General features: G+C 62.9%; 10 protein-coding genes. 4 read left to right on the forward strand and 6 right to left on the reverse strand.

What is annotated here, in order from left to right; all coding sequences use genetic code 11:
- Window positions 1–97: 97 nt before the first annotated feature.
- On the reverse strand, window positions 98–1,441 hold the full coding sequence (locus IM701_RS05120) for an aldehyde dehydrogenase family protein (protein ID WP_193827988.1): 1,344 nt from the start codon (window positions 1,439–1,441) through the stop codon (window positions 98–100).
- Window positions 1,442–1,717: 276 nt separating this feature from the next.
- Between IM701_RS05120 and IM701_RS05125 the strand changes: the two genes are divergently transcribed.
- Window positions 1,718–2,746 (forward strand): acyltransferase, encoded by a 1,029-nt coding sequence (locus IM701_RS05125; RefSeq protein ID WP_193827989.1) that lies wholly within the window; start codon window positions 1,718–1,720, stop codon window positions 2,744–2,746.
- 53 nt (window positions 2,747–2,799) lie between these two features.
- On the opposite strand, the gene IM701_RS05130 is transcribed toward IM701_RS05125, so the two are convergent.
- The gene (locus tag IM701_RS05130; RefSeq protein WP_193827990.1) at window positions 2,800–4,074 is read right to left on the reverse strand and encodes a cyclopropane-fatty-acyl-phospholipid synthase family protein; all 1,275 of its coding nucleotides are present in this window, start codon (window positions 4,072–4,074) and stop codon (window positions 2,800–2,802) included.
- A 137-nt stretch (window positions 4,075–4,211) separates the two neighbouring features.
- On the opposite strand from IM701_RS05130, the gene IM701_RS05135 reads away from it, so the two are divergent.
- Window positions 4,212–6,260: a S46 family peptidase gene (locus tag IM701_RS05135; protein WP_193827991.1), complete on the forward strand. Its 2,049-nt coding sequence runs from the start codon at window positions 4,212–4,214 to the stop codon at window positions 6,258–6,260.
- 49 nt (window positions 6,261–6,309) lie between these two features.
- Here the strand turns inward: IM701_RS05135 and IM701_RS05140 are convergent, their stop codons facing one another.
- Window positions 6,310–6,684: a glycine zipper 2TM domain-containing protein gene (locus IM701_RS05140; RefSeq protein ID WP_039335167.1), complete on the reverse strand. Its 375-nt coding sequence runs from the start codon at window positions 6,682–6,684 to the stop codon at window positions 6,310–6,312.
- A 214-nt stretch (window positions 6,685–6,898) separates the two neighbouring features.
- Window positions 6,899–8,347, reverse strand: a complete 1,449-nt coding sequence (locus tag IM701_RS05145) for a porin (RefSeq protein ID WP_370584351.1) — start codon at window positions 8,345–8,347, stop codon at window positions 6,899–6,901.
- A gap of 296 nt (window positions 8,348–8,643) precedes the next feature.
- On the opposite strand from IM701_RS05145, the gene lepA reads away from it, so the two are divergent.
- On the forward strand, window positions 8,644–10,461 hold the full coding sequence (lepA, locus tag IM701_RS05150; protein WP_039335165.1) for a translation elongation factor 4: 1,818 nt from the start codon (window positions 8,644–8,646) through the stop codon (window positions 10,459–10,461).
- A 6-nt stretch (window positions 10,462–10,467) separates the two neighbouring features.
- On the opposite strand, the gene IM701_RS05155 is transcribed toward lepA, so the two are convergent.
- Together IM701_RS05155 and IM701_RS05160 are read right to left on the reverse strand one after the other, a co-directional pair.
- Window positions 10,468–10,740, reverse strand: a complete 273-nt coding sequence (locus IM701_RS05155) for a hypothetical protein (protein WP_193827992.1) — start codon at window positions 10,738–10,740, stop codon at window positions 10,468–10,470.
- A 64-nt stretch (window positions 10,741–10,804) separates the two neighbouring features.
- Window positions 10,805–12,577 carry a DEAD/DEAH box helicase gene (locus IM701_RS05160; RefSeq protein ID WP_062343669.1) on the reverse strand — a complete coding sequence of 591 codons (1,773 nt, stop codon included), beginning with the start codon at window positions 12,575–12,577 and terminating at the stop codon, window positions 10,805–10,807.
- A 256-nt stretch (window positions 12,578–12,833) separates the two neighbouring features.
- Between IM701_RS05160 and IM701_RS05165 the strand changes: the two genes are divergently transcribed.
- Window positions 12,834–13,745, forward strand: a complete 912-nt coding sequence (locus tag IM701_RS05165; protein WP_039335161.1) for a CmcJ/NvfI family oxidoreductase — start codon at window positions 12,834–12,836, stop codon at window positions 13,743–13,745.
- Window positions 13,746–13,792 lie beyond the last annotated feature (47 nt).

Consider the following 13,792-nt stretch of genomic DNA (forward strand, 5'->3'; position numbering starts at 1 on the left):
TGCTCTCCTGATCGCCATGTCGTCCCTCGTGCCTGTTTCAGACAGGCTAGGAAGCCACCGGGAGATCAGGAATAAGCCGAACGACGCAGAGTGCGCTTTACATGTGCCGGTAGATCGCCCGTTCGTGGCTGAAGCACTTGAAGCCGAAATAGCCGTGATAGCTGCCCATGCCGCTGGTGTTGACGCCGCCGAACGGCAGGTTGTTCTCAAGGTAGTGCGAGAACACCCCGTTCACGGTGACGCCGCCTGAAGAGGTGCGGGCGAGGACCTTCTCGATGTTGTCCTCGTCCTTGCTGTAGACGTAGAGCGCCAGCGGCTTGTCGCGGGCCTCGATGTAGCCGATGGCCTGGTCGAGAGTGTCGTAGGTCATCACTGGAATGACCGGGGCAAAGATCTCGTCCTGCAGGATCGTCATCTGCGGGGTGACGTCGGTCAGCATCGTTGGGTGAACGGTGAGGTCATCCGCGTCGAAGGTGCCGCCCACGGCGACGGTTGCGCCCTTGGCAACGGCGTCGTCGAACATCGCCTTCACCCGGTCGAAGTTTGCCTTGTTGACGACCTGAGCGATACTGTCCTTCTTCAGCGTGCCGCTTTCGTCATAGAGGTTCTTCTCGACGTTGGCGCGGAAGCCTTCGACCAGCGCGGCCTTCTTGTCTTCCTTCACGAACACGTAGTCAGGGCTGATGCAGGCCTGTCCGCCGTTGAACTGCTTGGCGGCGGCAAGTTGTGCCGCAATCTGGCCGATATCGGCGCTGTCGTCGACGATCACCGGAGACTTGCCGCCAAGCTCCAGCGTCACGCTGGTAAGGTGCTTGGCCGCTGCCGCCATCACGATCTTGCCGACGCGCGGGCTTCCGGTGAAGAAGATGTGGTGGAAGGGCAGGTCCAGCAGCGCAGTTGCCACGGAAACATCGCCTTCGAACAGGGCGACGTCCTTCTCGTCGAAGGCCTCCTTGATGATCACCGCAGCGATCTTCGCGGTGGCAGGGCACAGGTCGGTAAGCTTGACGATGCAGGTGTTGCCCGCCGCAATCGCAGCGGCGACCGGCCCGAGCGCAAGACCGAGCGGGAAGTTCCACGGCCCGAGGATGAGGCAGACGCCCCGCGCTTCATAGGCGATCTGGGCGCGGTCTGCCGGGTTGAGTGAGGTCTGGACTTCCGTCGGCTTCATCCACTCATCGAGATTGTCGATGTTGCGCTGGATGTTGGCGGTGACGTTGAGCACTTCGGTAACGCGGATTTCACCCACCGGCTTGCGGGTGTCCTCCAGCACGGCTGCCACGATGTCGTCGGCATGGGCTTCGACCGCAGCCTTAAGGCGCGCGAGCTTTTCCTTGCGCACATCGGCGCTCGAGGCCTTGGCTTCCCACATATGCGCTTGCTGGAGCGCGAACACGCGCTGGATGTCGGCGGAAAGGTCGGCGGCGGTAGGAGCGGTCATCAAAAGGCACCCTGCTGAGATTTGTTCGTTAGTGTGGCTAACAAGTTAGTCGCCGGGTGGCAATCGCCGAACGCCAAGATCAAGCATGTCGTGGGCACCTTCTTTCCACGCAGTGAAAGTGGGAGCCGAGACGGTACGCGCACTGCGCAGGCCCAAGAAGGGGGGCGCCCGGTTCAAGCCTCTGTTGACACGCCGTCTCGAGTGCGACACCTCCCCGATATGGGCAAAAGTGGCGAAACCAGCAGAATTCAGTCCTTCCATGGACTGCGCGGGATCATGGCGTGGTGGGTGGTGGCGGGGCACGTTTCTCTCGCCCTGGCATGGAAGCTGCCGCTGATCGATCGCAACACGCTGGCGGTCGATGTCTTCATTCTCCTGTCCGGCTTTGTGATCGCCATGCTCATTGATCGCAAGGATGAAGCCTATCCGGCGTATATCGTCCGGCGGGCGTTTCGTCTTTTCCCGCTGTATCTTCCGGTTCTGGCGATATCGACACTGCTTCTCGGGGTTCAGGCCGAGGCTTGGGCCAGTCTTCCGCCCACGGATGCCAATCTCAATCGCATGGCCCTGGCGGAGCAAGCTATCAAGGCACTGCCATCCCACCTGTTCATCCACATACCGCTGCTGCAGGGACTGGTCCCGCTCTCTTTTGCCGACAACCCGGCCTATACGATCGTGGGGCAGGCCTGGAGCATTTCGCTCGAATGGCAATTCTACCTTTTGGCCCCCTTTCTCGTTGGCGCCATGTTAAGGCAGCGGTGGCTGGTCGCTGCCGCAATTGTAGGAGGCCTTCTTGCGCTCGCCCCGCTGTTTACGGGCGCTTTCCTCGGTGCGAAGATCCTCCTGTTTGCGATTGGCATTGCCACGCACGTCTCCACCAAGCCCGGCGCGTCCCGGGCCTCTGCTGTCATCGGTTTGTTCTGCGCGCTCGGAGCCATTGCCGTCGACGGGTTTGCGCAGCTCATCCCGCTTTTGCTCTGGGCTGCCGTGGTTTTCTCTTCGCGCCAGCCGACCAGGAGTGTGTTTCACCTGCCAGCACGGCTGCTTGGTGCCCGAATTCCAAGTCACATGGGCGATATCTCGTACTCGATTTATCTGCTTCACATGATACCGCTCTATGGCATCGCCTATCTCTGTGCCGCTTTCGGGCTTGCTGGCATGCTGGCGCAAGTTGCCATCGCGGTGGGCACGATCGTCCTTACCTATCTCGGCTCACTGGCCACGTACGCGGCAATCGAAAAGCCTGGTATTGCGGCCGGAGCAAGGGTTGCGAGGGGACGCGCAGGCACCGCCCCATCGGTGTGAGCCGATCCTGCGGGCGGCGCCATTATCCCATGGCTACGTAAGGGGCCGAAAAGTCACTCCGCCGCCTTGCGCTCCAGATGCCACTCCGGCGCCTCGTCCAGAGCTGACAGCCGCGCCCATTCCTGCTGCATGTAGTCGCGGGTCATGGGCAGGGCGCTGCGACGCTTCACGCTCTGGATGTGGAAGTTGACCATGCTGCCGTGCCGGAAACTCTGTTCGGCACCGGCAAGGTAGAACTGCCACATGCGGAACAGGCGCTCGTCATATAGAGCGACGATTTCGTCCCGGTGCATCGTGGCGCGACGGTACCATTCGGCGAGCGTGTAGGCATAGTGGTAGCGCAGGACTTCGATGTCGCCCACTTCCCAGCCGGTCCTCTCCAGCGCCGAGACCAGTTCGCTCATCGCCGGGATGTAGCCGCCGGGGAAGATGTACTTGCGCGTCCACTTGTCGGTCGTGCCGGGCGTGCCCTTGCGGCCGATCGTGTGGGTCAGCATGATCCCATCGGGATCGAGCAGCTCGTTCGTCTTCGCGAAGTATTCGCCAAAGTTGGGTGCGCCGACGTGCTCGATCATGCCGACGCTGGTGATGCGGTCGAACTGGCCTTGCACATCGCGATAGTCGATCAGCTGGAACTTGACCTTGTCGGCGACGCCAGCCTCTTCGGCGCGCTCCTGCGCGAATTTCACCTGATCGGGCGCAAGGCTTACGCCAAGCACTTCGCAGCCGAAGTGGCGGTTGAGATAGAGCGCAAGACCGCCCCAGCCGCAGCCGATGTCCAGCACGCGCATCCCTGAACTCTGCCCCGGCACCAGCCGGAGCTTGGAGGCGATCAGCGCCTTCTTGTCGACCTGAGCGCGCTCCAGCGTGTTCTGAGGATCGCGGAAGTAGGCCATGGTGTATTGCCGGTCCTCGTCGAGAAACAGCTCGTAAAACTGGCGGGTCAGGTCGTAGTGGTGAACGACGTTCTTCGAGGCCTGCGCCCGCTGGTTGATCTGGTCGATGCGCGAGACGACCTTGGAAAGCGCCTTGCGGACCGGGCCCTTGCGGTCAATCCCGCCGGCGCTGCTGGCATTGCCCATGACGAACAGGACGAAATCGCGCACATCGTGCGGCGGTTCGATGACCATGCGTCCGTCCATGTACGCCTCGCCCGCGCCGACTCGCGGGTCCTTGGCGACATGCATGGCCGCGCCCTTGTCCGTGAAACGGATCTTCAGGGGCGGAGCGGTTGGCTCGCCGTAGGCGTACTCCTTGCCATCATGATCGATTACGACAAGCTTACCCTTGCGGATCAGCCTCTTGAGCATCTGGTCTAGCAGCCACATGCCCACAGGTTATGCGAAGCCGATCCTGTCGCAAGGGTTTATTGACGAAGATTGCATGTAACATTGTCACTTTAAAATCCGTTCATGTCATGCGATGGTTAATGCGATTGCAATTGTAACTTTCAGGACCGGGTGCCATGGCCAAATTCCGTCTTGCCGCTTCCGCCGCGCTGCTGTCGTTGTCATTCCATTCTGCGCAGGCTCTGGCTGACGAGGGCATGTGGACTTTCGATGCATTCCCGACGGCCAGGATGCAGAAGGACTACGGGTGGGCACCCGATGCGAAGTGGCTGGCCCGCGTGCAGGCAGCAGCAGTGCGCCTGACCGGCGGCTGTTCGGCCAGCTTCGTCTCGTCCGAAGGGCTGATCCTTACGAACCACCATTGCGTCGTCGAATGCGCGCAGGACAACTCGACCGACCAGCGTGATCTTCTGAAGGACGGCTTCGTGCCCGCCCGGCGTGAAGACGAACTCAAGTGCCCCGGCCAGCAGGCCGAGGTCGTGACCGCAATTTCCGACGTGACCGCACGGGTCAAGGCGGCGATCAGCAATTCCACCGGCGAAGCGCTAGTCAAGGCGCGCGATGCCGAAGTTGCACGGATCGAGAAAGACGGGTGCAAGGACGGCAAGACCACGCGATGCGAGGTTGTAACGCTGTTCGGCGGCGGCCAGTACAAGCTCTATACCTATCGCAAGTATTCCGACGTGCGCCTGGCCTGGGCGCCACAGTTTCAGGCGGCGTTCTTCGGGGGCGATCCGGACAACTTCAACTACCCGCGCTATGCGCTCGATGCCGCGTTCCTGCGGGCCTACGAGAATGGCAAACCGGTTCCAACTCCTGCCCATCTCTCATGGAACTCTCGCGGGCCGAAGGTAGGCGAAGCGACGTTCGTGGTGGGCAACCCGGGGGCAACGCAGAGGCTTTTCACCACTGACCAGATTGCCTTCCAGCGCGAAGTCGGACTTCCGCTGACAACGACCATCCTGTCCGAACTGCGCGGGCGCCTTATTGCGGCAATGGACAAGAGCCCGCAGCAGAAGCGCGAGGGCGCTGACGAACTGTTCGGGATCGAGAACAGCCTCAAGGTCTATATCGGGCGGCAGAAGGCGTTGAACGATCCGGCATTCCTCAAGATGCTTGGCGATGCCGAGGCGGACCTGAAGGCGAAGACCAAGGGCAAACCGGGGATCGGCGATCCCTGGGCGGACACGGCGAAGGCAGTCCAGTCCTATCGCGACATCTATGTGCCGTGGCGCTTCATCGTGCCGCACTCCGCATTGATGGATCAGGCCATGAAGCTGGTGCAGGGCGCGGCAGAGCGGGAAAAGCCCAATGCCGAGCGCCTGCCGGAATTCCGCGATTCCAGCCTCGAACTCACGGCCAAGACGCTGCTCGACGATGCACCGGTCTATCCGTGGATGGAGCAGCTGGAACTGGCATGGAGCCTGTCGAAGGCGCGCGAGTATCTTGGTGCCGACGATGCTGACACCCGGCTGTTGCTGGGTAAGGAGTCGCCGGAGGCTTTGGCCGAGCGACTGGTTGGCGGGACGACGCTGGCCGATCCGGCGGTTCGCAAGGCGCTGTGGGAAGGCGGTCGCACGGCTATCGAGGCGTCATCCGACCCGATGATCGTCTATGCCCGCAAGATCGACGCCCGAGAGCGGGAACTGAAGAAGCTGGTGGACGAACGCTATGCCGGACCTCTGGCCGAAGCAGGAGCCCGGCTCGCCGATGCGCGGTTCATGGCCTATGGCAACAGTGTCTATCCCGACGCCACGTTCACGCTGCGCATCAGCTATGGGAAGGTCGAGGGCTGGAAGGAGCGCGGGCAGGACGTTGCGCCCGTCACCACCATCGGAGGTGCCTTCGACCGGGCGACCGGTGCCGAACCGTTCGAACTGGCCAGTGCATTTGCGGCGAACGAGGCGAAGATCGACAAGTCCTTGCCGTTCGATTTCGTCACGACCAACGACATCATCGGTGGCAATTCGGGATCGCCGGTAATCGACCGCGACGGCAGCGTGATCGGCGCGGCGTTCGACGGTAATATCCATTCGATCGGTGGCAACTACGGCTATCAAGGTGAAGTCAACCGAACCGTCGTCGTCAGCACCGCAGCGATCCAGCATGCGTTGGACGTGATCTACCCTGCGCCCGCGCTGGTCAAGGAACTGGCGCGCAAATAGCAAAAGGGCGGCCCTTGCGAGCCGCCCTGATGCTTGTAGCTGAATTCGCTTAACGGCAGCGACCACCACTCCGTTCGATCTCGCGCCCGAGCAGTGCGCCGCCCGCTGCGCCGAGGATCGTACCCAGAGCGCGATCGCCTCGCGTATCAATGGTGCGGCCCAGCAGCGCGCCGCCTGCAGCGCCGATGATCAGCCCAGTCGTGCCGTTGTTGCGACGGCAGTAGTAGCGTCCGTCACGACCGCGCCACACGGTATCGCGGCTGCTGATGCGACGCGGCTCAAGGTAGCGGCCACGGCTGTCATAGATGCGGTCATGCTTTGCCCGGTGACCGTGGGCGGGAGCCCAGTGCGGGGGATCTGCCAGCGCCGGTGCGGCGGGAAGAGCGATGGCTGCCAGGGTTGCGGCCAGAATGGTCTTTCTCATGGGATGCTCCCGTAGTCGAAACGATGCTTGCAGTTCGGTTGATCCGATTTGCTGCGACAACGGCGATCCTTGCGACACGATCCACAACGTCGGATGAACAGGCACGGCATCACCGCGGCAAGCGACGATCCGCCTCTTGCCTGCGATAAGCGGACGCCCAAGGACAGGCATTTTCGCGGTGCCGGACCGACCGGCACCATTCAGGCCCACATGATCAATAGTTCCACTGCACCTGCGCGCGGATGACATCGCCCTTGGCCTGCCCGGTCCGTCTCTCGTCTGCTTCGGTACGCGAGACGTTGGCATAGTTGAGCGTGACTTCCAGTTCCTTCAACGGGAGCCACTCGACGCCCACCTCGTACTCGTCCGTTTCGAGCCGTGGCGCGTTGATCGCGCTCTTCCAGCCGCCGCGATACTTCTGCCAGCGCGCAAAGGGAATGAGCTGGCCGATCGGGGTTTCCGGCATGCGGTACATGGCCATGACATAGCCGCCGGACGCCCGCTGCGAACGGATGGCGCCAAGCGTGCGGTCCCATTGCGGTGCGGTCCCGAAGGTCCATTCGGCCTGGATGCCAAAGGGCTTGGGATAGATCATGCCGTGGAAGTTCACGTGGTTGTCGTCATAGGAGATCGTCGAGACGCCGCCCGTGCGGACTTCGGGTCGGAACTGGTTGCGCATTGCGGTTACGCCGAATTCCGCGACCTGGCCATCAAGGCCGATGCCGTCGAGCCGGAACGGCACCGTCGCCATGGCGACCGTCATCAGACCGCCGTTGCGTTCAACCTTGTTGATGCCCTGGCCGTTGTACGCGGCAATGGCGAAGGCGCCGTAATTGCCGAACAGCTTCTGGCCATCCTGGGTAAGCTCGTCCCAGATCTTCTGGATCTTCGGCGGGGTGTAATAGAGGACGGCGCCAAGATCGCGTTCGCCGGGAACGGGGGCGTTGATCGCATCGGTACGATCCAGCGGCACACGGTTCGAGGAGCTCTGGAGGTTCTCCCAGCCATAAGGCACCTTCGACTGGCCGAGACGCACCTTCAATGTCTTGGCCTTGTCGAGGAACACGTCTGCATAGGCATCGCGCATCTGGAAGAAATGCTGGCGCGATTCATTTGCCGACTGGTTGCTGACCGCAGCCGCCATATCGCCTTGCATGTAGAGCGAGACGCGGTCGGAGATTTCACCCTGCACGACAAGGCGAGCACGGCGCAGCGTGAAGTTCCCGTTCTCGCTGATCCCGCTGTCCTGCACCGAGCGCAGCCTTGATACTCCTGCAGGCGCGTTCTTCGGCCCGCTGACGATCTCGTTGAGGCGCATCTGGGTGTAGCCCCGGATCATCAGCTTCTCGTGCCAGGCCTTCTTCTTTTTCTCGACCGGTGCGGCGCTGGCCAAGGCAACGGGCGTGGCCGTCGGCGCCGTGGCAGCAGGATTGGTCGGTACGGGCGCTGCCGGGGCAAGAGGCGTGGTGGTGGCCGGCGCGGCCGCGATCTGCGGAGCCGCCTGGGCCGCCTGCATCGCCTTGACAATGGCCTTCAGTTCATCGACCTGGCGCTGAAGATCGGCGATCTTTGCGTCCTGATCTTCCGCCGCTGCCGCGATCTGCGGCGCAGACAGGAAGACGGTTGCTGCCAACGCCGCCTTGAACGCCTTGCTTGCCGACACTTTGCTTCTCCGTTCGCTGTGTTGCCGGAGCCGCTAGGCGCTGAAAATGACGAGTTTGTGACAGCCAGTTGACGCGATGGCAGATTCCGTTTCGTATAATTCGATTTATCCATATGAATTTCAATGGAAAAATAATATTTCGGCTTTGTGTCCGATGTCGAGAAACTGACGCACATCTGAAAAGAATCGCGTCTCGGGGCTTTCACCGATGCAGACTCGGGCCATCGTGACTCGCTGGATCACACCTGCTAACGGCGCTCCGGTGCGCACCGCACCGCTTTCATTCAAAGACCGACATGACCGACCTTTCGCTGATCCGCAATTTCTCCATCATCGCCCATATCGACCACGGCAAGTCGACGCTGGCGGATCGTCTGATCCAGTACACCGGGGGCCTTTCCGAGCGTGAGATGTCTGAGCAGGTGCTCGACAACATGGATATCGAGAAGGAGCGCGGCATCACGATCAAGGCGCAGACCGTGCGCCTTGATTACAAGGCCAAGGACGGAAAGACCTATCAGCTCAACCTGATGGACACGCCGGGCCACGTCGACTTTGCCTATGAAGTCAGCCGCAGCCTTGCCGCCTGTGAAGGCGCGCTGCTGGTCGTGGACGCGGCGCAGGGCGTGGAAGCGCAGACGCTGGCCAACGTCTATCAGTCGATCGAGCACGATCACGAGATCGTGCCGGTGATCAACAAGATCGACTTGCCCGCCGCCGAGCCCGAAAAGGTCAAGGCCGAGATCGAGGACGTGATCGGCCTCGACGCCAGCAACGCCGTGATGACCAGCGCCAAGTCGGGCATCGGCATCGAGGAAGTGCTGGACTCCGTGGTCGAGCGCATTCCCCCGCCGAAGGGCGATCGCAGCGCACCGCTCAAGGCCATGCTGGTGGACTCGTGGTACGACCCGTACCTCGGCGTCGTCATCCTCGTTCGCGTGATCGATGGCGTGATCAGGAAGGGCCTGCAGGTCAAGTTCATGGCCGGGGGGACCGAACACCTGATCGACCGCGTCGGCTGCATGCGGCCAAAGATCGAGACGCTCGACGAACTGGGTCCGGGCGAAATCGGTTTCATCACCGCGCAGATCAAGGAAGTGGCGCAGGCCCGCGTGGGTGACACGATCACCACGGTAAAGCAGGGCGCCAAGGAAGCACTGCCGGGCTTCAAGGAAGTGCAGCCGGTCGTGTTCTGCGGCATCTTCCCGGTCGATGCTGCAGAGTTCGAAAAGCTGCGCGAAAGCATCGCCAAGCTGCGCTTGAACGACGCATCGTTCAGCTTCGAGATGGAATCGAGCGCAGCATTGGGCTTCGGTTTCCGTTGCGGCTTCCTGGGATTGCTGCACCTCGAGATCATTCAGGAGCGTCTCAGCCGCGAGTACGATCTTGACCTGATTACCACTGCGCCTTCAGTGGTTTACCGCATCCAGCTGCGCGCCAGCCGCAACGATGATGCGCGCGAGATCCTGCTGCACAATCCGGCCGACTATCCCGATCCAAGCCGCATCGAACAGATCGACGAACCGTGGATCAAGGGCACCATCTACACGCCGGACGAGTACCTCGGCTCGGTGCTCAAGCTGTGCCAGGACCGGCGCGGCGTGCAGACCGGGCTGACTTATGTCGGCGGGCGTGCGCAGGTGACCTACGAACTGCCGTTGAACGAAGTCGTGTTCGATTTCTACGACCGCCTCAAGTCGATCAGCCGTGGCTATGCCTCGTTCGACTACGAGCAGATCGGCTTGCGCGAGGGCGATCTTGTCAAGATGAGCATTCTCGTCAACAACGAGCCAGTCGATGCGCTGTCGATGATTGTCCACCGCAGCGCGGCCGAGGCGCGCGGACGCCACATGTGCGAGCGCCTCAAGGACCTGATCCCGCGCCACCTGTTCAAGATCCCGGTGCAGGCAGCCATCGGCGGCAAGGTTGTTGCCCGCGAGACGATCGCGGCGATGCGCAAGGACGTTACCGCCAAGTGCTATGGCGGCGACATCACCCGCAAGAAGAAGCTTCTGGAAAAGCAGAAGAAGGGCAAGGCCCGCATGCGCGAGTACGGCAACGTCTCGATCCCGCAGGAAGCCTTTATCGCCGCCCTGCGGATGGGCGAGGAATAAACCGCCTTACTGCGGTTGCGACTGCATTGGCGTTGTGCCGTCAGCCGAGGAGCGGTCCTCGGCTGGTGCGTTCACAGGCGTGTCCGCGCCGGTGCCTGACGGAGTCCCCGTCGGGTTTCCGTCATAGGCGCCGCCCATGCCCTGGTTCTCAGGAATATCCTTGGCGTCCATGGGCTGTGTCGGCGTATCCGCCGCGTCGCACGCACCGAGCATCAGTGCAAAGGGCAGGGCCAGCGCCCCGATCAGGCGGAAGGTGGCAGGCTTGGGCATCAGGGACATGTGAAAACTCCGGCTCGAACATCATGTCCAAGCCGGAGCAGGCGATTCCGTTCCACGAGGTTGATCAGCGAGGCTGCGCAGGGCCCTTGCGATGCGGCTTGCCTTGCGGACGCTGGCCGGCCGGGTGAGGGCGGCGCGGGCCGCGATGGTCGTCGCCGCGACGGTCGTCGTTGCGCTGGAACTTGCGCGGGCCGTCATTGGCGCCGCGGCGATTGTCGCGCGCCATTTCGCGCGGACCATCTGGCGCGGCTTCGATGTGGATGCCGTTCTCGTCCTCGCCCTTGGGATCGGCGGTGCGGCGCACGGCATCGGCGAAGCGGTCGGCAATGGCGCGAGGGACCTGGAACCAGGTATCGTTCGGCGCGATGCGGATCGCGCCGATCTCCTGGCGCGAGACGTGACCGCGACGGCACAGCGTCGGCAGGATCCAGCGCGGATCAGCGTTCTGGCGACGGCCCACGTCCATGCGGAACCACACCACATCGTCAAAGCCGGGGCGGTGCGCGGCCTGCTTGCGACCTTCGTCGGTGCCGGAGAGCAGCTCTTCGGGCTGGGGCAGGGCGGCGCGATGCGCGCGAACCAGCGCTGCGGCCAGCTCCTCGGCGCTGCGCTGTTCGAGCAGGGTGCGGGCGATATCGAGATCGGCCTCGTCCGGCTCCACTGGTGCGAGGATCGTCTCGAGCAGGCGTTCGCGGTCCTGCGCGCGGATCGCTTCCGGCGTCGGCACTTCGGCCCACTCGGCATTGATCTTGGCCCCGCGCAGCATCATCTCGACGCGGCGGCGGCGCGGGAACGGCACGATGAGCACGGCCGTGCCCTTCTTGCCCGCGCGACCGGTCCGGCCCGAACGATGCTGCAGCGTTTCGGCATCGCGCGGAATCTCGACGTGAATGACGAGGCTCAGCGAAGGCAGGTCGATGCCGCGCGCGGCCACGTCGGTGGCAACGCAAACGCGAGCGCGGCGGTCGCGAAGGGCCTGCAGCGCGTTGTTGCGCTCGGACTGGCTGTGCTCGCCCGAAAGGGCGACGGCGGTGAAGCCGCGTTCAACCAGCGTGGCATGGAGGCGGCGGACGTTGTCGCGCGTGGCGCAGAACAGCATCGCGGTTTCGGCCTCGTGGAAGCGCAGAAGATTGACCACGGCGGCTTCGATCTCGGCAGGAGCAACGGCGACGGCGCGGTAGGCGATATCGCCATGGCCACGATTTTCGCCAACGGTGGAGATGCGCAGCGAGTTCTTCTGGTAGCGCTTTGCCAATGCCTCGATCGGCTTTGGCATCGTCGCCGAGAACAGCAGCGTGCGGCGGTTTTCCGGCGTTGCGTCAAGCAGTTCCTCGAGGTCTTCGCGGAAGCCCATGTCGAGCATCTCGTCGGCTTCGTCGAGCACGACGCAGGCGAGCGCGGAGAGGTCGAGCGCGCCGCGTTCGAGGTGGTCACGCAGGCGGCCCGGCGTGCCGACGACGATATGCGCTCCGCCCTGCAGCGTGCGGCGTTCGCGAGAAGGGTCCATGCCGCCGACGCAGGTGGCGATGCGCGCGTGGGTCGGCGCATAGAGCCACTGCAGTTCGCGGCTGACCTGCAGAGCGAGTTCGCGGGTTGGCGCCACGACCAGGGCCAGCGGCGCGGTGGCGAAGGGGAGGGCGCTTTCGTCGCCGATCAGTTCCGGCGCCATGGCAAGGCCGAAAGCCACGGTCTTGCCCGAGCCCGTCTGCGCCGACACGACAAGGTCGCGCCCCGAAGCTTCGGGTTCGGTAACGGCAGCCTGGACGGGCGTAAGCGCCGTATAGCCATGCGCTTCGAGTGCCTGCGCGAGCGGGCTGGGGAGGTGTGCAAAAGTCATCGTCAAAATCGCCATTCCTGCCGCCGAAGCGACATTCGCATATGTGTTGGGCCAATATCGGCTGGGTGGCCGGGGTACTTCCCCGGCACGAATCGCCTCAGCCCGTTCCCACACAGTGCACGGCGATACCTGTGCGGCGGCCCCTACACGCCTTTTACGCGTTTGGCTTGCATTTCTTTTCAAGGCACCACTTGATTAGGCAGGCTAACATATGTGAAGGTCGGCCGGATCAGAAACAAGGCCTTGGGAGAGGCAGATGAACGTCACTGCGCAGCTTGAGCCGATCGAGGAATCTGTCCGCCGCGCTCCCGCGCTGATCCGGTATCTGGGCGAGGGGGACTACGTCACGCGGCGTTATGTCTCGCAGGGCGCCGAGATGAACACCGGCGACTATTTCGATTACGCTTGCGAAGTGCGCGACGGGATGACCATCCGCGATCACTTCACGCTCGACACGCATGGCTTCGTGCTCGGCAAGCATCGCTCTGCCATTGCCGATTTCCACGATAAGCCCGCGGTCGACGCCGCCTATCTGGCTGAAGTCGAGAACCTGGTGACGCGCCTTTCCGGGGCAAGCCGAACCGCTGCTCAAGGGTGGATGATCCGGACGTCGGCTGATCTGTCGGCCAGGGCGAAACAGAAGGTCGAGGGTTATCAGCACTCCGGCGGAATCCAGCCACCGGCAGGCGAAGCGCACGTCGATTATAACGAGATTACCGGGCAACGCGCCGCCGCGCGGGTCTATGCCGATCGGTTTGCCGATGGTCCGGGGTACAAGCGCTATATCTGCTTTTCGCTGTGGCGGACGTTTTCGCCCGGGCCGCAGGACTGGCCGCTGGCAGTATGCGACGGACGCACGGTGAGTGATGAGGAAACCGCCTCGAACACCCTGTTCGTGGTCGATGAATTCCCGACCGGCGACGCCCTGACCGCTCCTGTCGAAGGGGAGGACCAGATGATCGCCGCGACGATCTTCCGCCATCGCGAGCGCCACCGCTGGTGGTACTTCTCGAACATGCAGGCAGACGACGTGCTGCTGTTCAAATTTCAGGACAGCGATCACTCGGTCACCTGGCGCTGCCCGCACACCGCGTTTCACGATACCAGCCTGCCCGATGCGAAGATCCGGGAAAGCATCGAAGTGCGCTGTATCGCGTACTTCGAATAGCCCGCCAGACCTTCAGGGACGGTTGACGCCCGCGCGAAATGGCGACA

This window comes from Novosphingobium sp. ES2-1 (assembly GCF_015169775.1).
In the GTDB taxonomy this organism is placed as follows: Bacteria; Pseudomonadota; Alphaproteobacteria; order Sphingomonadales; family Sphingomonadaceae; genus Novosphingobium; species Novosphingobium subterraneum.